The following is an 18,758-nucleotide window of genomic DNA, read 5'->3' on the forward strand; positions in this document are numbered from 1 at the left end:
CGGGCCTGATCGAACGACGCTCGAGGGGCTGGAGACCTGCCTCCGCGACACGCCGGCTGGCTCGATTTCGCACCCGGGCCAGTTGGGTGCTAGTGTCATATCTCGGTTCGGAACACTCCGAAACCACGCACCTCTAGCTCAATTGGCAGAGCAACTGACTCTTAATCAGTGGGTTCCCGGTTCAAGTCCGGGGGGGTGCACCACAATGGGAACGGCCTTCGCTTCGGCGGGGGCCGTTCTGCATTTCGGCCTGTCTCGCGTTCGCGCCGGCGGCCTGACGAAACGCTCCGGGAGCGTTTCGCGACAGCTCCCGTCCGATTCGCGTCAACGGGACGGAGTTCGGCCCAGGCATGAGACCCTGGAAGGGTCAGCAGCATGGCGGGATCGGGTCCTGCCGTTGCCGACGGAAGCCTCCGCGTGGTCACCCCACCGTGCGGAGCAGAGCGACGGTCGGGCATTCGTGCCCACCAGCGCCGTGACGCCTCATCGATTCGGGTTCGATGAGGCGTCATGCCCGCTCAGTGGCCCGATACGGCGAAACGGCCGCCCACCGGAGTGGACGGCCGTTCTCGAGGTGCGTCGCCGGTCAGGCGACCGAGCTGCGTCGCGCCGGCACCGGGTTGACGAGGCTCGCGTCGATGAACTCGGGTTCGGCCCAGACGGTGATGGGGTAGTGCTGCGGCTCGAGGAGGGTTCGCTCGACGAGCGTCGGCTCAGTGTCGTCAGCTGCGGCATCGGGGTGGTCGTCATCGGTCTGCGCCTCGGACGGCGCGTCGATCGTCTCGGTGATGGCGGCAGGTTCCTCGGCGACGGCCGGCTCGATGACCTCGACGGCCTCGACCTCGACGGCGGCGTCGACCGCTGATTCCTCCTGGCCGCGAGACCAGAGGCGCCATCCACGCGCCGGAGCGGCCTCGGCACGGACCGTCACCGCAGCCTGCTCGAGGTCGATGTCCGTCGCGATGTCGTGGGCGAGCTGCTGGGCGTACACCTCGTGGAAGATCTCATCGCCCGAGCTCGGAGTGCGGCGCGACAGCACCCAGGTGCCGTTGGCGCCGAGTTCGCTCGCCAGTCGAGCGTGGACGAGGTCGAACAGCTGCTTCTCGGTCAGCTTCGATGCGGAGACTGGTGCTGCGTGGCGTCGGCGACCGAACATGGCGGGCCCTTCATCGAAAGCGGATCATCCGTGAGGCTGGACTGCCTTCATTGTCGATCATGAGGCGCGGAACGACGCGGAGACACGCGGGTGCGCGCCCCAATTCTCGGGTTTCCCGGGCGATCGTGGTAGCGCGGGTGGAGGGGCCTCAGCGGCCGATTTCAGCCTGCTTGCTCTCGTCGAGCACCGAGCTGATCGCGAGGGCGAGCGAGATGCCCCAGCTCACCCAGAGGAGGGCGAGCTTCCAGTCCCGCGGTCCCTGGCGGGTCGCCTGGAGAGCGGAGATCCCGCCGAAGACCGTGGAGATCATGCTGCCGTTGAAGAGGAATTTGCGCATGACTTCACGCTAGCCGGTAGGGGAGGCCCCCCGCATCCGGGCTTTCCTTCGGGTTCTCGCCTGTGCTAGCGAATGCACGCTTCGCGAAGGCCAGTGAGGCGCGCAGCTGGGCGAGGCGGAGCGCGTCGCCACCCGTCGCGGGCAGGTGCACCTCCGCAACGATGCTTCCCGACCAGTCCGCCGCGCGCAGCAGCTCGAGGACCTCTGCGACCGGCTGCTCGCCGTCGCCTGGGAGGAGGTGCTCGTCGAGGAACGCGCCTCGTGGGGACGGTGCGGTCCCGTCGCACAGGTGCACGTGTCGGAGGCGGCCGCCGTAGCGGGTCGCGATCTCGAGCGAGTCCTCACCCGCGAGGGCCGCGTGGGAGAAGTCGAGCGTCAGGGCGGCGCAGGCGAGTGGCGCCGGGTCGTAGCCGAACGCGAACGGTTGCACCCGGAGCCCGCGGCTCTGGAAGCACGCCATGTTCTCGACGGCCAGCTCGAGTCCGTGTGTCTCGCTCAGTTCGGCGACGAGGTCGACGAAGGCGTTCGCGTAGCGCCGCTGCCAGCGGAACGGCGGGTGGACGACGACGGTCGACGCGCCGACGGCGGCGGCGAGCTCCGCCGAGCGGCGGAGCTTGTTGCGATGGTCGCGGCCCCAGACGAACGCGGTCCGGGTCAGGACCGGCGCGTGGATCGAGAGGATGTCGAGCCCGGTCTCGGCGGCGAGGGCGCGGAGGGCGTCGGCGTCCTGCGTCACGCGGTCCTGGGTGACCATGACCTCGACGCCGTCGTAGCCGGCTTCGGCGGCCAACTCGAACGCGCGCCGGGTTCCCAGCGGGTAGACGCAGGACGTGCTCATGCCATGGCGGATCATCAGCGCAAGCATATGCTCGCCGTCTGAACACGCGGTTTCGCCATGCGGAACGCTGCTAGCCTGAACAGCGAACCCGAGTACCCCGGGAGGGCCATCATCACCAGATATTCCGCGCCTGACGGCGGATCAGCGTCGACCTTCGACTTCATCGTGGTATCCAACCGGCTGCCGGTCGACCGCGTCGTCGATGCAGACGGTGCCGAGAGCTGGCGGACCTCACCCGGCGGACTCGTGACCGCCCTCGAACCCGTCATGCGCGGTGCCGACGGCGCATGGATCGGATGGGCCGGCTCGGCCGACCTCGAGATCGAGCCGTTCGACAACGACGACATGTGGATCATCCCGGTCCCGCTGTCCGAGGACGAGATCGCCCGCTATTACGAGGGCTTCTCGAACGACACCATCTGGCCGCTCTATCACGACGTCATCGCTCCGCCGAGCTACCACCGCGAGTGGTGGGACGCCTACGTCGCCGTGAACCGACGGTTCGCGGAAGCGGCCGCCGCGGCCGCGTCCGACGGCGCGACGGTCTGGGTGCAGGACTACCAGCTCCAGCTCGTTCCGAAGATCCTGCGCGAGCTGCGTCCGGATCTCACGATCGGCTTCTTCAACCACATCCCGTTCCCGGCCTACGGCATCTACTCGCAGCTCCCATGGCGACGCCAGATCATCGAGGGACTGCTCGGCGCCGACGTCATCGGCTTCCAGCGCGTCGCGGACGCGGGCAACTTCTCCCGCGCGGTCCGCCGCCTGTTCGGATACGAGACGAAGGGGGCGGCGATCCAGGTCCCGCTCGACGCGGCACTCGTGTCGGTCACGACGGATGCGGCACCGGTCGCCTCGAAGCGTGGCGCCCCGTACCGCACGGTGATCGCCCGGCACTTCCCGATCTCGATCGACAGCAAGGGGTACCAGGCCCTCGCCCAGCGCCCCGACATCATCGCCCGTGCCAAGCAGATCCGCGAGGAGCTCGGCAACCCGGAGACGATCATGCTCGGCGTCGACCGCCTCGACTACACCAAGGGCATCGGACACCGACTCAAGGCCTTCGGCGAACTCCTCGCACAGGGCAAGCTCGCGGTCGAGGACGTCACGCTCGTCCAGGTCGCCAGCCCCAGCCGCGAACGCGTGGAGACGTACCGCCAGCTCCGCGACGACATCGAGCAGACGGTCGGCCGGATCAACGGCGACTTCGGCACGATCGGCCACACCGCGATCCAGTACCTGCACCACGGGTACCCCCGCGACGAGATGGCCGCGCTCTACCTCGCCGCCGACGTCATGCTCGTCACCGCCCTGCGCGACGGAATGAACCTCGTCGCGAAGGAGTACGTCGCCGCTCGCTACGACAACGACGGCGTCCTCGTCCTGAGCGAGTTCGCCGGCGCGTCCGACGAGCTGAAGCAGGCACTCAAGATCAACCCGCACGACATCGAGGGGATGAAGTCGGCGATCCTCCAGGCCGTGCACATGACGAAGGCCGAGCGTGGTCGTCGCATGCGGGCGCTGCGTAAGCGCGTCATGGAGTACGACGTCGCCCGGTGGTCGGCGTCCTTCCTCGACGAGCTGCAGCGCGTGCGCGACCAGTCACCGACCATCGAGCAGGGGAGCACCACCCAGTCATGAGCACCACCGACGAGCCCACCGACACCCTCGGGGGGCTTCCCCTCGGACTGCGCGCGGAACTCCGCCGCCTGGCCGACGTCCCGAAGCTCCTGGTGGCGCTGGACTTCGACGGCACCCTGGCCCCAGAGGTCGACGACCCGGATCAGGCGCGCGCTCTGCCCGCGGCTCGCAAGGCCGTGTTGGCGCTGATGGACCTGCCCGGGACGCGCGTCGCACTCGTGTCCGGGCGGGCGATCGACAGTCTCGTGGCCGTGGCGGAGCTGCCGGACCACGCCCTGTTCGCCGGCTCGCACGGCGTCGAGATCCGACTCGACAACCCCGACGACGCCCTCGCCCTCGACGACGAGGAACGCGAACAGCGGGAGACCCTCCAACGGATCCTCCAGGACGTCGCGGAGGGTTACGATAATGTCTGGATCGAGCGGAAGCCGGCAGGGTTCGCCCTGCACACCAGGCTCGCCAGTGAAGAAGACTCCAGGATCGCCCACCTCGAAGCACTCGCCCACACCAAGGACGAGTTCGGCGCCCTGACGGTTCGAGAGGGCAAGAACGTCCTCGAGTTCTCGCTCAGGAGCGCGACCAAGGGCGAAGCCGTCGAACACCTCCGGCGGTACACCAAAGCAGATGCCGTGTTCTACGCGGGCGACGACGTCACGGACGAGGACGCGTTCGGCGCACTCGGCCCCGGCGACCTCGGGGTGAAGAGCGGCACCGGCGTGACCGCCGCCGACTTCAGGGTCGAAGGACCCTCCGAGATCGCGCGCGTCCTCGGCATGCTCGCGGAATATCGAAGCAACAAGGAAGCCGTAGACTCTTAAAATGCCAGAGATCGACATCAAACCACGCAGTCGTGCCGTCACCGACGGGATCGAGGCGACCACTTCGCGCGGCATGCTCCGCGCCGTCGGCATGGGCGACGAGGACTGGGACAAGCCCCAGATCGGCATCGCGAGCTCGTGGAACGAGATCACGCCCTGCAACCTCTCACTCGACCGCCTGGCGCAGGGCGCCAAGGAGGGTGTGCACTCGGGCGGGGGATACCCGCTGCAGTTCGGCACCATCTCCGTCTCCGACGGCATCTCCATGGGCCATGAGGGCATGCACTTCTCGCTCGTCTCGCGCGAGGTCATCGCCGACAGCGTCGAGACCGTCGTCATGGCCGAACGCCTCGACGGCACGGTCCTCCTCGCCGGCTGCGACAAGTCACTGCCGGGCATGCTCATGGCCGCTGCGCGCCTCGACCTCTCCTCGGTCTTCCTCTACGCCGGATCGATCGCGCCGGGTTGGGTCAAGCTCTCCGACGGCACCGAGAAGGAGGTCACGATCATCGACTCCTTCGAGGCGGTCGGGGCCTGCAAGGCCGGCAACATGAGCGAAGAGGACCTCAAGCGCATCGAGTGCGCCATCGCCCCGGGCGAGGGTGCCTGCGGCGGGATGTACACGGCCAACACGATGGCGTCGGTCGCCGAGGCGCTCGGCATGAGCCTCCCGGGTTCGGCATCGCCGCCCTCGGCAGACCGCCGTCGCGACTACTTCGCGCACCGCTCGGGCGAAGCCGTGGTCAACATGCTTCGACTCGGCATCACCGCGCGCGACATCCTCACGAAGGAGGCGTTCGAGAACGCCATCGCCGTCGCGATGGCCTTCGGTGGATCGACGAACGTTGTCCTGCACCTGCTCGCGATCGCCCGCGAGGCCGAGGTCGACCTCACGCTCGACGACTTCAACCGCATCGGCGACAAGGTGCCGCACATCGGCGACCTGAAGCCGTTCGGCCAGTACGTCATGAACGACGTCGACCGTCACGGCGGTGTCCCCGTCGTCATGAAGGCGCTGCTCGACGCCGGTCTGCTGCACGGCGACTGCCTCACGGTCACCGGCAAGACGGTCGCCGAGAACCTCGCCGACATCAACCCCGACCCGATCGACGGCACGGTCATCCGCACGCTCGACAACCCGATCCACGCGACCGGCGGCATCACGATCCTCAAGGGCTCGTTCGCGCCCGAGGGCGCCGTCGTGAAGACGGCCGGCTTCGACGCCGAGGTCTTCGAGGGCCCGGCCCGCGTCTTCGAACGTGAGCGCGGAGCCATGGACGCGCTCACCGAGGGCAAGATCAACAAGGGCGACGTCGTCATCATCCGCTACGAGGGCCCGAAGGGTGGGCCGGGGATGCGCGAGATGCTCGCGATCACGGCCGCCATCAAGGGCGCCGGACTCGGCAAGGATGTACTACTGTTGACGGACGGTCGATTCTCAGGCGGCACAACCGGACTGTGCATCGGCCACATAGCACCCGAAGCGGTGGACGCAGGTCCAATCGCCTTCGTGCGCGATGGTGATCTGATACGGGTCGATATCGCTGGCCGCTCGCTCGACCTACTCGTCGACGAAGCAGAGCTGGAAGCCCGCCGCGACGGCTGGGCGCCTCTTCCCCCGCGCTATACCCGTGGCGTTCTCGCAAAGTACTCTCGTCTCGTGCACTCCGCAGCGGAGGGCGCGATCACGGGATAACCGAGCATCTCGTTCGTGCATCTCATCGCTGAAGGAATCATCATGCCCACGGAATCCCAACCCGTGCCTCATCCCAGAACACCTGCGGCCCCGGCCGCACCGGAGATCCTGACGGGAGCCCAGGCGATCGTCCGATCGCTCGAGCTCCTCGGGGTCACCGACATCTTCGGTCTGCCCGGCGGAGCGATCCTGCCGACCTACGACCCGCTGATGGACTCGACGAAGCTCCGTCACGTCCTGGTCCGACACGAGCAGGGCGCGGGCCACGCGGCTGAAGGATACGCCGCCGCCGGTGGCGGGATCGGCGTCTGCATCGCGACGTCCGGCCCCGGCGCGACGAACCTCGTCACCGCCATCGCCGACGCCTACATGGACTCGGTGCCCATGGTCGCGATCACCGGTCAGGTGTTCTCGACCCTCATGGGTACCGACGCGTTCCAGGAGGCGGACATCGTCGGCATCACGATGCCGATCACGAAGCACTCCTTCCTCGTCAAGACTCCGGAGGAGGTCCCGGCGGCCATCGCCGCGGCGTACGAGATCGCGGGTACCGGCCGCCCCGGACCGGTGCTGGTCGACATCACGAAGGACGCCCAGCAGGCCGAAGCGCCGTTCATCTGGCCGCCGAAGGTCGACCTGCCCGGCTACCGTCCCGTGACGAAGGCGCACGGCAAGCAGATCCAGGCCGCAGCGCAGCTGCTCGTCAACGCCAAGAAGCCGGTGCTGTACGTCGGTGGCGGCGTGATCCGCTCCAAGGCCTCCGAGGAACTGCTCGCGCTGGCCGAGGCGACCGGTGCTCCTGTCGTGACGACGCTCATGGCTCGTGGCGCGTTCCCCGACTCGCACGCGCAGCACCTCGGCATGCCCGGCATGCACGGCACGGTCCCCGCGGTGCTCGCACTGCAGGAGGCCGATCTGCTCGTGTCGCTCGGTGCCCGGTTCGACGACCGCGTGACCGGCAAGGCCTCGCTCTTCGCACCGAACGCCAAGGTCGTCCACGTGGACGTCGATCCGGCCGAGATCTCGAAGATCCGCATCGCGGACGTCCCCATCGTGGGCGACGCGAAGGACGTCATCGTCGACCTCCAGTCGGCGTTCGAGGCAGCCGCCCGCGAGGTCACCCCCGACATCGCCGAGTGGTGGTCCTACCTCGACGGTCTCCGCGAGGAGTTCCCGCTGGGCTACGCCGAGCCGACCGACGGTCTGCTCTCGCCACAGCACGTGATCTCCCGCATCGGCGAGATCACCGGCCCGGAGGGCGTCTTCGCGTCGGGCGTCGGCCAGCACCAGATGTGGGCGGCGCAGTTCATCAAGTACGAGCGTCCGAACTCCTGGCTGAACTCCGGTGGCGCCGGGACCATGGGCTACTCGGTCCCCGCGGCCATGGGTGCCAAGGTGGCCCAGCCCGATCGCCACGTGTGGGCGATCGACGGCGACGGTTGCTTCCAGATGACCAACCAGGAACTCGCGACCTGCACGATCAACAACATCCCGATCAAGGTCGCGATCATCAACAACTCCTCACTGGGCATGGTCCGCCAGTGGCAGACGCTCTTCTACGACGGTCGGTACTCGAACACCGACCTGAACACCGGGCACGACACCATCCGCATCCCCGACTTCGTCAAGCTGGCCGAGGCCTACGGTTGCCTCGCCATCCGCGTGACGAAGGAGGAGGAGGTCGACGCCGCCATCAAGCTCGCCCTGGAGACGAACGACCGTCCGGTCGTCATCGACTTCGTCGTGAGTGCCGACGCCATGGTGTGGCCGATGGTGCCGCAGGGTGTCAGCAACAGCTACGTCCAGTACGCCAAGGACCACAGTCCGTCGTTCGATGAGGAGGCCTGAGCATGAGCAGCCACGTCCTGAGCCTCCTCGTCGAGGACAAGCCCGGTCTGCTGACCCGCGTCGCCGGGTTGTTCGCCCGCCGGGGCTTCAACATCGAGAGCCTCGCGGTCGGCCACAGTGAGATCGAGGGCCTGTCCCGGATCACGGTCGTCGTCGACGTCGAGGAACTTCCGCTCGAGCAGGTGACGAAGCAGCTGAACAAGCTCATCAACGTCATCAAGATCGTCGAGCTGGATCCGGCGCAGTCCGTCCAGCGTGAGCACCTGCTCATCAAGGTCCGCGTCGACAACTCCACCCGTTCCCAGGTGCTGGAAGCCGTCAACCTGTTCCGGGCCCGCGTCGTCGACGTGGCGACCGACGCCCTCGTGATCGAGGTCACGGGCGACTCCGGGAAGACGACCGCGCTCCTCAAGGTGCTCGAGCCCTACGGCATCAAGGAGATCGCCCAATCGGGTCTCCTCGCCATCGGGCGCGGCTCGAAGTCCATCACCGAACGCGTCTTCAAGAACTAGTCGCATCTGCGACATATTGCGAAACCACAACCAAGGAGAGAACCACCAGTGACTGAGATTTTCTACGACCAGGACGCAGACCTGTCGCTCATCCAGGGCAAGAAGGTTGCCGTTATCGGCTACGGCTCGCAGGGCCACGCACACGCGCTCAACCTCCGCGACTCCGGTGTCGAGGTCGTCGTCGGCCTGAAGGACGGCTCGAAGTCGATCGCCAAGGCCGAGGAGCAGGGCTTCACCGTCAAGAACGTCGCCGACGCCTCCGCATGGGCCGACGTCATCGTCATCCTCGCTCCGGACCAGCACCAGCGCACGATCTTCGCCGAGTCCATCAAGGACCAGCTCGCTCCGGGCAAGGCGCTCGTGTTCGGGCACGGCTTCAACATCCGCTTCGGCTACATCGAGGCTCCTGAGGGCGTCGACATCTTCATGGTCGCCCCGAAGGGCCCGGGCCACACCGTCCGTCGCGAGTACGAGGCCGGCCGCGGCGTCCCCGTCATCGTCGCCGTCGAGAAGGACGAGACCGGCGGCGCCTGGGCGCTCGCCTGGTCCTACGCCAAGGCGATCGGCGGGCTCCGTGCCGGCGGCATCAAGACCACCTTCACCGAGGAGACCGAGACCGACCTCTTCGGCGAGCAGGCCGTCCTGTGCGGTGGCGTCTCGCAGCTGATCCAGTACGGCTTCGAGACCCTCACCGAGGCCGGTTACCAGCCGCAGATCGCCTACTTCGAGGTGCTCCACGAGCTGAAGCTCATCGTCGACCTCATCTGGGAGGGTGGCATCGCCAAGCAGCGTTGGAGCGTCTCCGACACGGCTGAGTACGGCGACTACGTCTCCGGCCCGCGCGTCATCGACCCGAGCGTCAAGACCAACATGCAGGCGGTCCTCAAGGACATCCAGGACGGCACCTTCGCCAAGCGCTTCATCGACGACCAGGACGCCGGCGCGCCCGAGTTCCTCGAGCTGCGCAAGAAGGGCGAGGACCACCCGATCGAGGCCACCGGTCGCGAGCTGCGCAAGCTCTTCGCGTGGAACGCCTCGAACGACGACGACTACGTCGACGGCAGCGTCGCCCGCTAGTCCCCGCTCGTCCAGCCGCACCGAGTCAGAACGCCCGCCCCGATCCGTCGGGGCGGGCGTTCCGTCGTCTGCGGGAGACCTCAGGCCGTCCTTGCTCCGGTCGCGCCAGGCTCGAGGAAGATCTCGATGACCGGGATCGGGGTGTCGGGTTCGCCGATCGGCAGGTGCAGGGTCACCGTGTCGGGACCGAGTCCCTTCGGTTGGGTGTGCTGGTTCGGCAGATCGTGCTCGGGGCGATGCACCTGGAACGGCACCTCGGAGCCGTCCGACAACAGCTGCGCGTAGCGCACCCGGCCGCCGAGACCGGGCAGGTGCAGGTGCACGAACGGCCAGGCGAAGACGTGCACGTACAGCCGGTCGCCCCGTTGCGTGTACCGCACGTCGCTCGGACTGCTGAACTCCGACGGGCCGCATCCTCGGATCGCCCGCTCGTGGAGCGCGAACCAGTCGGCGAGGACCTCGAGTCGTTCGATCGCCCGCGGATCGATCGTCCCGCGCGCGGTCGGTCCGATGTTCAGCAGCATGTTGCCGTTCTTCGAGACCGAATCGATGAGCATCCGCAGGAGCAGCTCCGGCGACTTGTAGTCGAGGTTGTCGCGGTCGTACCCCCAGCTGCCGTTCAAGGTCTGGCAGGCCTCCCACCGGAGGGGTTCACCGCCGGGGCCGACCGGTGTCACGACGGGCTGGTACTGCTCCGGGGTGGTGACGTCGCCCGGGCGTTCGAGGCGGTCGTTGATGAGGATCTCCGGCTGCAGCTCGCGGATCATCTCGACGAGTTCCTCGGAGCCCCAATCGGCGGCACCCTTGCCGGGCAGCCCCTCGATGCCCTGCGAATAGCTGAAGTCGAAGAAGAGGTAGTCGATCGGGCCGTAGCCGGTGAGCAGCTCGCGCACCTGGCCGTGCAGGTAGTCCCGGTAGCGGGACCAGTCACGGTCGGCGTTCGCTGCGAGCGCCTCGGAGTCGTCGCGTCGCGGGTGGATGCCGTCGATCGTGAAGTCGGGGTGATGCCAGTCGATGAGCGAGTGGTAGAAGCCGATCCGGAGCCCCTCGGCGCGGAACGCCTCCACGAACTCGGCCACGAGGTCACGGCCGGCGGGCGTGTGCATGGACGTGAAGTCGGTGAGTGCCGAGTCCCACAGGCAGAAGCCGTCGTGGTGCTTGGTCGTGAGGACCGCGTACCGGAAGCCGGCCGCCTTGGCCTGCTTGGCCCAGGCGCGGGGGTCGAACCGGTCGGGGTCGAAGTGCTCGCGATAGCGCTCGTATTGTTCCGCCGAGAGGCGTTCCCGCGTCTGGACCCACTCATGGCGTGCGGGGAGGGCGTAGAGGCCCCAGTGCAGGAACAGTCCGAATCTCGCCTCGTCGAACCAGGTGGTGTCGGGTCGGGGGATGGTGGTCTCGGTCACGGCGGCCCTTCGATCGTCGAGTGGGTTCACGGCGGTGCGGGGGCAGGCTAACACGAAAGGTCGGATGTCTGCTGCCCGGTGGACCGGCGTGGTCGGTGCGCGGAATCTGCCGCGCGCCGGCGGCTCAGGCGTCGTGGGCTTCGGAGAGCTCCACGGTCACGCCGGTGTCGAGCGAGGCCTTCGCCGCCAATGCGACCGTCAGGGCCGCGAGGGCGCTCCGGCCGGTCACGCGGAACGGTTGGACGTCTCGCTCCACGCAGTCGAGGAAAGAGGCCATCTGTCGTCGGTACGGATCGGTCTCGTCGAGGGCGTAGGGGCCGTGCGCGGCGGCCGACCCCAGTGCGTCGACTGAGAGCGGCGGTGCGTGGGTCGGGGACGCGCCGACGAACCGGTGCGCGATGAGCCCGGTGCTGCCGAGCACCTCGATGGCCGAGCTGAATCCGAAGGCCGGCGGGAGTTCCATGGAGGTGAGGACGCGCCCGATGCCGCCGTCGGCGTAGTCGACCATCGTCTCGATCGGGCGACCGGGGCCGGTGCGTCGTGCCGAGACGGATCGCGGCCGACCGAGGAGCTGATTCAGCTGGTCGAAGTCGTGGATCGCGAAGTCGACGAGGGGGCCGCCGGATCGTCGCTCGTCCTGCCACCACGGCGACGGGGCGGCAGGGGAGCTCAGCCGTTCGGCCGTGACGGCGAGGGGTGTGCCGACGGCACCTGCGCGCACGGCGTCGTCGATCGCCTCGTACCCGCCGAAGAACCTGACGACGTGCGCGACCATGAATGTCCGCTCAGACTCGTCGGCGGCCTGCAGGATCGCGTGGGCGTCGGCGAGCTCGAGGGCGATGGGTTTCTCGAGCAGGACGTACTTGCCGGCACGGAGCGCCCTGACGGCGAGCTCCCGATGGGTGTCGGTCGGGGTGCAGATGACGACGATCCCGACGGAGGTATCCAGGAGCACCTCGTCGACCGAGGTGGTGAGCCGTGCAGCCGGTGCCTCCGGCATGGCTCTCGGCGACCGGGCCGAGCACAGGTAGGCGATCCGGTCCGCCACCCCGAGTCCGGCGAGCGCGCGGACGTGCGCCAGCCCCATGGCACCGGTGCCGATGACGCCGATCCGGTCCGCCGTCATCGCGTCGCCCCAGCAGCCAGGTCTCCGCGCAGGCGGCTGAGCGCCCTGTCGTCGACGTCCCCGCCCAGCATCCTGATACCCAGGGCGGCTGCTCCGACGAGGCCGTCGGCGACCGGCACGAGTCGGGCCCCAGCGGCGGCCGACGACAGGCGCTCCGCGGCTGCAGGGATGGAGGGGAGGAGTCCGTCGACGAGCACGCTGCCGCCGACGACGAGCGTGGTGTCCCGGCGGTCCGGATCCGGAGCCAGCACCCGTTCCACGAGGACCGCCAGGCGGTCGACGGCGGCATCGAGGATGGACCGCGCGACCTCATCGTCCGCGGCCTGGAATGCGAGCGGCGCCAGGCGGGCGATGGCGATGGGGGGACCGTCGTTCACCGACCGGATGAGTGTGTCGAGGATCGGGGAGCGGCGGTGGTCCGCGTCACCGGATGAGGACGGGTCCGGGTTGAACCCGACCGCCTGGGAGAGCAGCGGGGTGAGGCCGGTGCGGGGTCCGATACCGTCGAGGTCGGCGGCGACCGCACGGATCACGCGTCGAGCGATCCAGAACCCGGAGCCGCCATCGCCGAGGAGCCAGCCGGCGCCGCCGACCTCCCGGACGACGAGACGGTCCCTGATCCGTCCCGCGACGCTCCCGGTCCCCGCGACGAGCACGACGCCGTCCGGCGACGCCGAGCCGGAGCCGTACATGCCGAGCAGATCCGGCTCGATGACGACCGGTCCGAGTCCGAGCGGTGCGAGGTGCGCGTCCAACGCGCGGCGGTAGGCGTCGGACACCAGTCCCGCCTGCGTGATCACCACGGGCGACTCGGATGGGGCGGGCGGTATGGACGATGACGCCCTGGCCTGGTCGAGCGAGGAACGAGCCGCGAGCGCGATCTGGGTGGCAGCGCTGTCCACGCCGGACGAGGTCGGATTCCCGCCGCCCGCCCGACCGGAACCGAGGCGATGTCCGGAGGCGTCGACGAGCACCGCCCGGGACGAGGTGCCGCCGGCGTCGACCGCCAGAGTTGTTTTCATCATCGTCATCATCTCGAAACATGTTGCCGTGGGCCACAACGTACTGTAAGAATCAGTTTCGCGTCACTCCAACGAAGGAGAAAAGGAATTTCCATGACTGTTTCCGTCCGCACCGACCCACCGGTCGAGCACGCCACCGGCGTGACCAACCGGATTCGGTCGCGGATGCCGGAGATGTCCGGGGTCATGCTGCGGATCGCGGACTATCTGTTGGAGAACCCCGACGCTCCCCTCACCCTCACGATCGGTGAGCTCGCAGCCGATTCAGGCGTCTCGGCGGCGACGATCACGCGCTTCTGCCGGATCATCGGGTACACCGGCTACGCGCCGTTCCGAGTCGACCTCGCCAAGGATTTCGGGCGCAGCACCGCACGCGACTCCTGGCAGACCGACATCGGCCGGGCATTCGGCCCCGACGACTCGGCACCGGACGTCCTGAGCACGCTGCTCAACGCGCACACGCGGACGCTGCGGGAGACCGCCGACGTGATCGACCTCGAGGTCATGCTCGAGATCGCCGCAGCCATCGCGCGCAGCCGGAACGTCGACATCTACGGTGTCGGCGGCAGCGCGATGCTCGCCGACGAGATGCAGGCGAGGCTCTACCGCATCGGCATCAGCACGCACGCCTGGTCGGAGGTCCACGCGGGACTCACGAGCGCGGCGATCCAGGGCCCGGACTCGGTCGCCCTGGGGATCAGCAACACCGGGCGCACGGAGGAGACCATCCAGATGCTCCGTCAGGCGGGGCGCGCCGGCGCGCTCACCGTGGCGATCAGCAACAACCCGGACTCCCCGCTCGTCGCCGCGTCGACGCTGGCCATCATCACCTCGGCCCATGAGCGGTTCCTGCAGCCGGACGACCTCTCCGCCAAGCACGGTCAGCTGTTCGTCCTGGACCTGTTGTACCTGTTCGTCGCGCAGCAGAACTTCGAGCGCACGACGAAGCGCCTCGCGGCCTCCGCCCTCGCGGTCGCCCCGCACCGCCGACCGACCAAGGCCGGAGCCCTGTCCGAGACCGCCTCGCCCGTGGGCGTCTGAGAGGAACCGTATGAGCACCACATCCACCACAACCTGGACCGATCACCTCGATCGCTACACCGACGAGGTCACCTCGCGCCTCGCGGACATCACCCGGGCGGCTCGATCCGGTGAACTCGACCCCGCGATCGATTTGCTCGTCGCAGCCCTCGACCGCGGAGCGGTCATCCAGACGTTCGGCACCGGCCACTCGGAGGCGTTCGCGATGGAGATCGCCGGCCGAGCGGGTGGACTGATCCCGACGAACAAGATCGCCCTGCGGGACGTCGTCCTCCGCGGCGCACGGTCCGTCGACGACCTCGGTGGTGCCGCACTCGAGCGCAGCGGTGATGTCGCAGCGGAGCTCTTCGCGATCTCGCCGGTGGGGGAGGGCGACGTGTTCATCATCGCGTCGAACTCCGGTGTCAACGGGTCGATCGTGGGACTCGCGCTGATCGCTAAGGAACACGGCCACCCCGTCATCGCCGTGACCTCGCTCGAGCACACCTCCCGCGTCGAGCCGAAGCACCCGAGTGGGCTGCGGCTCTCCGAGGTCGCCGACGTGGTGCTCGACAACCGTGCCCCGTTCGGTGACGCGACCATCGAGGTCCAGGACGGCGTCCCGGTCGGCGCGGTGTCCTCGATCACGGCGGCCTACCTCGCGCAGCTCCTCACCATCGGCGTCGCGGCGAGGATCGCGGCGACCGGTGAGACCCCACCGCTCTACATCTCGGCCAACATCCCGGGCGGCGACGAGCACAACAGCGTGCTCGAGGACCGCTACCGGGGCCGGATCAGACGTGACGCCTGAACCCGAGGTGTCGCAACACCCGCACCACACACCCGACAACACCACCCCGACAGCACCACACCCGGGCAACACTCGAATCACTGGAAGGTAGACCGATGGACAAGCAGCCAGCAACGCTCCAACGCCGCGATTTCCTGCGAGGAGCACTCGCGACCGCGATCCTCCTCCCGCTGGGCGGGACGCTCGCGTCCTGTGTCGGCGGCGGAGGCGGGGCGACCACCACCGGCGGACCGGTCTCGGCCGACAACCCGTTCGGCATGGCCGCCAACTCGACGGTCGACGCCGTCATCTTCAAGGGCGGGTACGGCATCGAGTACACCGAGTTCGCCGGGAAGCTCGTCGAGAAGCAGCAGGCGGGCTCGACCGTCAAGGTCACGGCCGCGACGAACATCGCGCAGACCCTCCAGCCGCGCTTCGTCGCCGGCAACCCGCCGGACGTCATCGACAACAGCGGCGCCGGCCTCATCGGCATCAACACCATCCGCGAGCAGCTCGCCGACCTGACGGACGTCATCGAGGCGAAGAACTACGAGGGCAAGGTCATTAAGGACACCCTCTACCCGGGTGTCGTCGAGCCAGGAACCTTCGACGGGAAGTTCGTGCAGCTGAACTATGTGCTGACGGTCTACGCGATCTGGTACTCGGCGGCGCTCTTCGAGGCCAACGGCTGGACGCCGCCGAAGACCTGGGCCGAGGCGCTCGACCTCGGCGCGAAGGCCAAGGCACAGGGCAAGTACCTGTTCGGCTGGGGCACCGAGGCGGCGACCTACTACCTGACGATGGCGATCGCGTCCGCGATCAAGGAGGGTGGCGACGAGGTCCGTCTCGCGCTCGAGAACCTCGAAGCCGACTGCTGGTCGAAGCCGGCCGTGCAGGACGTGCTGACCGCGATGAAGCAGATCGTCGACGCCGGCTACATCAAGCCGGGCGGCGCCGGAACGCAGTTCACCGCAGCTCAGGCCCAGTGGAGCAACTCGGAGGACTTCATCCTCTACCCCTCGGGTGGCTGGATCGAGAACGAGATGAAGACCCAGACCAAGGACGGCTTCAAGATGACGGGGGCGCCTGAGCCGACCGTGACCGCGGACTCCGCCCTGCCGTACACGGCGCTGCACAGCACCGCAGGTGAAGGCTTCATCGTCCCGTCGCAGGGCAAGAACGTCGGCGGCGGCAAGGAGTTCCTGCGGGCGATGCTGTCGAACGACGCCGCGGTGAACTTCGCGAAGACCACCTTCTCGTCGACGATCGTCAAGGACACGATCCCGGAGGACGGCTTCGGCTCGACCGCCCTGGTGTCCCAGGTCAAGATGCTCAACGACGCCGGTTCCGACGTGTTCTCGTGGAACTTCATCGACCTCTACGGGCTCAACACGGACCTCCTCGTCCTCTGGAACACGTTCCTCCAGGGTGGGTCCGACGTCGCCACGCTCACCAAGGGCATGCAGGACATCTCCGACAAGGTCCGCAACGACGACTCCGTGGACAAGGTCACCGTCAAATGACGGCTGTCGGCACACCGCTCGGGAAGGTGGGAGGGGCTACCCCTCCCGCCGCCCGGCGGCTGCGCCGCCGGGACTTCACGTTCGACCGGGTCTCGTTCTTCCTGGTCTTCCTGATCGTGCCGGTGGTGGGGTACGTCGTCTTCGTGGTCTCGCCGTTCGCGCAAGCGGCGTACTACTCGTTGACGAACTGGTCCGGGTTCTCCCCGGGCATGGACTTCGTCGGGTTCTCGAACTACACGAAGCTCTTCCAGGACCAGACCTTTCTCCAGTCCATGGGCAACAGCGTCGCGCTCGCGATCGTCCTGCCGCTCGTGACCCTCGGGATCGCGTTCCTCTTCGCCTCCCTCATCACGATCGGCGGACCGAGCAACGGTCCGATCCGCGGCCTCCGCAACTCGAGCGTGTACCGCGTGATCACCTTCTTCCCGTACGTCGTGCCGGCCATCGTCATCGGCCTCATCTGGAAGCAGATCTACGACCCGTCGTCCGGGTTGTTGAACGGCTTCCTGACCGGTATCGGACTCGACCAGTTCACCTCCTTCGCCTGGCTCGGTTCGCCGGACACGGCGATGATCGCGACCATGTTCGTCATCGTCTGGGGACTCATCGGGTTCTACACGGTGCTCTTCATCGCAGCGATCAAGGGCGTGCCGGCCGAGGTGTACGAGGCGGCACGGATCGACGGCGCTGGTCGCCTCCGGACCGCGCTCACGATCACGATCCCGCTGATCCGGGACAACATCCAGACGGCGTACATCTACATGGGCATCCTCGCGCTCGACGCGTTCGTGTACATGGCCGCGTTGAATCCCGGCGGCGGCCCGTCCAACACGACGCTCGTCATGTCGCAGCAACTGTTCACGACGGCGTTCACCAAGGGCCAGTTCGGCTACGCCTGCGCCATGGGGGTCGTGCTCGCGCTCGTCACCCTGATGTTCGCCGGCGTCGTCTTCCTGGTCAGTCGACTCACCGGCGGCAACGATGAAGGGGTGGCGGAATGACCGTCCAGACCACGGCGACGACCGCGAACCCGGCGGTCGTCGGAACCGGCACGCGCACACCGGCCAGCCGCAAGCCGACCACGGGCGACCGCGTCGTCGGTACGGCATCGCACACGGTGCTCATCATCTGGTCGATCGTGGTCGTCGTCCCGCTGCTTTGGACGGTCATGTCGTCGTTCAAGACGAGCTCCGAGATCTTCGCCTCGCCGTTCTCGCTGCCGTCGACGTGGAGCTTCGACAACTATGTGAACGCGTGGACGACGGCCGGGATCGGAAGCTTCTTCCTGAACTCGATCGTGGTGGTGTTCGGTGCCCTCATCGTGACCATGCTGTTCGGCTCGATGTGTGCCTACGTGCTGGCGCGGTTCCGCTTCTTCGGGAGCCGGGCCATCTACTACCTGATGCTCGCCGGCCTCACGTTCCCCGTGTTCCTCGCGATCGTGCCGTTGTTCTTCGTGCTGCAGAGCCTCGGGTTGCTCAACTCGCTCCCGGGACTCATCCTCACGTATGCGGCGTTCGCCTTCCCGTTCACGGTGTTCTTCCTGTTCTCCTTCTTCAAGTCGCTGCCGGTCTCCATCGCGGAGGCGGCAGCGATCGACGGAGCAGGGGAGTGGCGGACCTTCTTCCAGGTGATGCTGCCCATGGCGAGGCCCGGGCTCGCGACCGTCGCGATCCTCAACTTCGTGGGGCTCTGGAACCAGTTCCTCCTGCCGGTGGCGCTCAACTCGAACCCGCAGAACTACGTCCTGACGCAGGGGATGGCGTCGTTCGCGGCTCAGGCCGGGTACTCGGTGGACTTCGGTGCCCTCTTCGCGGCGTCCGTGATCACCGTGGTCCCCGTGCTCATCGTGTACCTGATCTTCCAGCGTCAGCTGCAGGGTTCGGTGTCGCAGGGCACGGACAAGTAGCGCAGCGGCGTGCGCGTCCTCGGCTCGAGCGGATCACTGGAA

The 18,758-nt window shown here is 67.8% G+C and carries 17 protein-coding genes and 1 tRNA gene; 12 read left to right on the plus strand and 6 right to left on the minus strand.

The genetic code is table 11. The features are described 5' to 3' along the window. Positions 1 to 127 precede the first annotated feature (127 nt). A tRNA-Lys gene (locus QRN19_RS14030) sits at positions 128 to 203 on the plus strand. 383 nt (positions 204 to 586) lie between these two features. On the opposite strand, the gene QRN19_RS14035 is transcribed toward QRN19_RS14030, so the two are convergent. The 3 genes from QRN19_RS14035 to QRN19_RS14045 form a co-directional block, all read right to left on the minus strand. Next, entirely contained in the window at positions 587 to 1,156 is a 570-nt protein-coding gene (locus tag QRN19_RS14035) for a hypothetical protein (protein ID WP_285027596.1), read from the minus strand. Positions 1,157 to 1,304: 148 nt separating this feature from the next. Continuing rightward, entirely contained in the window at positions 1,305 to 1,493 is a 189-nt protein-coding gene (locus QRN19_RS14040; protein ID WP_285027597.1) for a hypothetical protein, read from the minus strand. 4 nt (positions 1,494 to 1,497) lie between these two features. Next, positions 1,498 to 2,331, minus strand: coding sequence for a sugar phosphate isomerase/epimerase family protein (locus tag QRN19_RS14045; protein WP_285027599.1), 834 nt, complete (start codon positions 2,329 to 2,331; stop codon positions 1,498 to 1,500). 57 nt (positions 2,332 to 2,388) lie between these two features. Here QRN19_RS14045 and otsA point away from each other — a divergent pair, with 57 nt between their 5' ends. The 6 genes from otsA to ilvC are packed head-to-tail and all read left to right on the plus strand — an operon-like array spanning position 2,389 to position 9,923. Further along, positions 2,389 to 3,972 carry an alpha,alpha-trehalose-phosphate synthase (UDP-forming) gene (gene otsA, locus QRN19_RS14050; protein ID WP_285027600.1) on the plus strand — a complete coding sequence of 528 codons (1,584 nt, stop codon included), beginning with the start codon at positions 2,389 to 2,391 and terminating at the stop codon, positions 3,970 to 3,972. Continuing rightward, positions 3,969 to 4,790, plus strand: a complete 822-nt coding sequence (gene otsB / locus QRN19_RS14055; protein ID WP_079705605.1) for a trehalose-phosphatase — start codon at positions 3,969 to 3,971, stop codon at positions 4,788 to 4,790. The genes otsA and otsB overlap by 4 nt, the downstream gene beginning before the upstream one ends. A gap of 1 nt (position 4,791) precedes the next feature. Continuing rightward, positions 4,792 to 6,486, plus strand: a complete 1,695-nt coding sequence (ilvD, locus tag QRN19_RS14060; protein WP_064296246.1) for a dihydroxy-acid dehydratase — start codon at positions 4,792 to 4,794, stop codon at positions 6,484 to 6,486. Positions 6,487 to 6,528: 42 nt separating this feature from the next. Continuing rightward, positions 6,529 to 8,334, plus strand: coding sequence for an acetolactate synthase large subunit (locus QRN19_RS14065; protein ID WP_285027601.1), 1,806 nt, complete (start codon positions 6,529 to 6,531; stop codon positions 8,332 to 8,334). Positions 8,335 to 8,336: 2 nt separating this feature from the next. Then, positions 8,337 to 8,846 carry an acetolactate synthase small subunit gene (ilvN, locus tag QRN19_RS14070; protein ID WP_064296248.1) on the plus strand — a complete coding sequence of 170 codons (510 nt, stop codon included), beginning with the start codon at positions 8,337 to 8,339 and terminating at the stop codon, positions 8,844 to 8,846. Positions 8,847 to 8,894: 48 nt separating this feature from the next. Then, positions 8,895 to 9,923 (plus strand): ketol-acid reductoisomerase, encoded by a 1,029-nt coding sequence (gene ilvC / locus QRN19_RS14075; protein ID WP_064296249.1) that lies wholly within the window; start codon positions 8,895 to 8,897, stop codon positions 9,921 to 9,923. An 80-nt stretch (positions 9,924 to 10,003) separates the two neighbouring features. Here ilvC and QRN19_RS14080 read toward each other — a convergent pair whose 3' ends face one another. The 3 genes from QRN19_RS14080 to QRN19_RS14090 form a co-directional block, all read right to left on the minus strand. Then, positions 10,004 to 11,326: an alpha-L-fucosidase gene (locus QRN19_RS14080; protein ID WP_285027604.1), complete on the minus strand. Its 1,323-nt coding sequence runs from the start codon at positions 11,324 to 11,326 to the stop codon at positions 10,004 to 10,006. Positions 11,327 to 11,450: 124 nt separating this feature from the next. Next, positions 11,451 to 12,452, minus strand: coding sequence for a Gfo/Idh/MocA family protein (locus QRN19_RS14085; RefSeq protein ID WP_285027606.1), 1,002 nt, complete (start codon positions 12,450 to 12,452; stop codon positions 11,451 to 11,453). Then, a complete protein-coding gene (locus QRN19_RS14090) occupies positions 12,449 to 13,474 on the minus strand; it encodes an N-acetylglucosamine kinase (protein WP_285027608.1) in 1,026 nt (341 codons plus the stop codon). The genes QRN19_RS14085 and QRN19_RS14090 overlap by 4 nt, the downstream gene beginning before the upstream one ends. A gap of 93 nt (positions 13,475 to 13,567) precedes the next feature. Between QRN19_RS14090 and QRN19_RS14095 the strand changes: the two genes are divergently transcribed. The 5 genes from QRN19_RS14095 to QRN19_RS14115 all read left to right on the plus strand — a co-directional run bounded on the left by QRN19_RS14095 (position 13,568) and on the right by QRN19_RS14115 (position 18,716). Further along, entirely contained in the window at positions 13,568 to 14,515 is a 948-nt protein-coding gene (locus tag QRN19_RS14095) for a MurR/RpiR family transcriptional regulator (protein ID WP_285027609.1), read from the plus strand. 10 nt (positions 14,516 to 14,525) lie between these two features. Beyond that, positions 14,526 to 15,305, plus strand: a complete 780-nt coding sequence (locus QRN19_RS14100; RefSeq protein ID WP_285027611.1) for a sugar isomerase domain-containing protein — start codon at positions 14,526 to 14,528, stop codon at positions 15,303 to 15,305. A gap of 95 nt (positions 15,306 to 15,400) precedes the next feature. Then, complete coding sequence (ngcE, locus tag QRN19_RS14105; RefSeq protein WP_285027612.1) at positions 15,401 to 16,807, plus strand: N-acetylglucosamine/diacetylchitobiose ABC transporter substrate-binding protein; 1,407 nt, start codon at positions 15,401 to 15,403, stop codon at positions 16,805 to 16,807. Then, positions 16,804 to 17,808 (plus strand): carbohydrate ABC transporter permease, encoded by a 1,005-nt coding sequence (locus tag QRN19_RS14110; protein ID WP_285027614.1) that lies wholly within the window; start codon positions 16,804 to 16,806, stop codon positions 17,806 to 17,808. The genes ngcE and QRN19_RS14110 overlap by 4 nt, the downstream gene beginning before the upstream one ends. Continuing rightward, positions 17,805 to 18,716, plus strand: coding sequence for a carbohydrate ABC transporter permease (locus tag QRN19_RS14115; protein ID WP_064296254.1), 912 nt, complete (start codon positions 17,805 to 17,807; stop codon positions 18,714 to 18,716). The genes QRN19_RS14110 and QRN19_RS14115 overlap by 4 nt, the downstream gene beginning before the upstream one ends. Positions 18,717 to 18,758: the final 42 nt, after the last annotated feature.

The organism is Plantibacter sp. ME-Dv--P-122b (assembly GCF_030209375.1).
In the GTDB taxonomy this organism is placed as follows: domain Bacteria; phylum Actinomycetota; class Actinomycetes; order Actinomycetales; family Microbacteriaceae; genus Plantibacter.

Bases quoted from the DNA above. Each gene is read 5' to 3' on its own strand.
- QRN19_RS14035 (WP_285027596.1), bottom strand. From the start codon at position 1,156: ATGTTCGGTCGCCGACGCCACGCAGCACCAGTCTCCGCATCGAAGCTG.
- QRN19_RS14040 (WP_285027597.1), bottom strand. From the start codon at position 1,493: ATGCGCAAATTCCTCTTCAACGGCAGCATGATCTCCACGGTCTTCGGC.
- QRN19_RS14045 (WP_285027599.1), bottom strand. From the start codon at position 2,331: ATGAGCACGTCCTGCGTCTACCCGCTGGGAACCCGGCGCGCGTTCGAG.
- otsA (WP_285027600.1), top strand. From the start codon at position 2,389: ATGCGGAACGCTGCTAGCCTGAACAGCGAACCCGAGTACCCCGGGAGG.
- otsB (WP_079705605.1), top strand. From the start codon at position 3,969: ATGAGCACCACCGACGAGCCCACCGACACCCTCGGGGGGCTTCCCCTC.
- ilvD (WP_064296246.1), top strand. From the start codon at position 4,792: ATGCCAGAGATCGACATCAAACCACGCAGTCGTGCCGTCACCGACGGG.
- QRN19_RS14065 (WP_285027601.1), top strand. From the start codon at position 6,529: ATGCCCACGGAATCCCAACCCGTGCCTCATCCCAGAACACCTGCGGCC.
- ilvN (WP_064296248.1), top strand. From the start codon at position 8,337: ATGAGCAGCCACGTCCTGAGCCTCCTCGTCGAGGACAAGCCCGGTCTG.
- QRN19_RS14085 (WP_285027606.1), bottom strand. From the start codon at position 12,452: ATGACGGCGGACCGGATCGGCGTCATCGGCACCGGTGCCATGGGGCTG.
- QRN19_RS14090 (WP_285027608.1), bottom strand. From the start codon at position 13,474: ATGAAAACAACTCTGGCGGTCGACGCCGGCGGCACCTCGTCCCGGGCG.
- QRN19_RS14095 (WP_285027609.1), top strand. From the start codon at position 13,568: ATGACTGTTTCCGTCCGCACCGACCCACCGGTCGAGCACGCCACCGGC.
- QRN19_RS14100 (WP_285027611.1), top strand. From the start codon at position 14,526: ATGAGCACCACATCCACCACAACCTGGACCGATCACCTCGATCGCTAC.
- ngcE (WP_285027612.1), top strand. From the start codon at position 15,401: ATGGACAAGCAGCCAGCAACGCTCCAACGCCGCGATTTCCTGCGAGGA.
- QRN19_RS14110 (WP_285027614.1), top strand. From the start codon at position 16,804: ATGACGGCTGTCGGCACACCGCTCGGGAAGGTGGGAGGGGCTACCCCT.
- QRN19_RS14115 (WP_064296254.1), top strand. From the start codon at position 17,805: ATGACCGTCCAGACCACGGCGACGACCGCGAACCCGGCGGTCGTCGGA.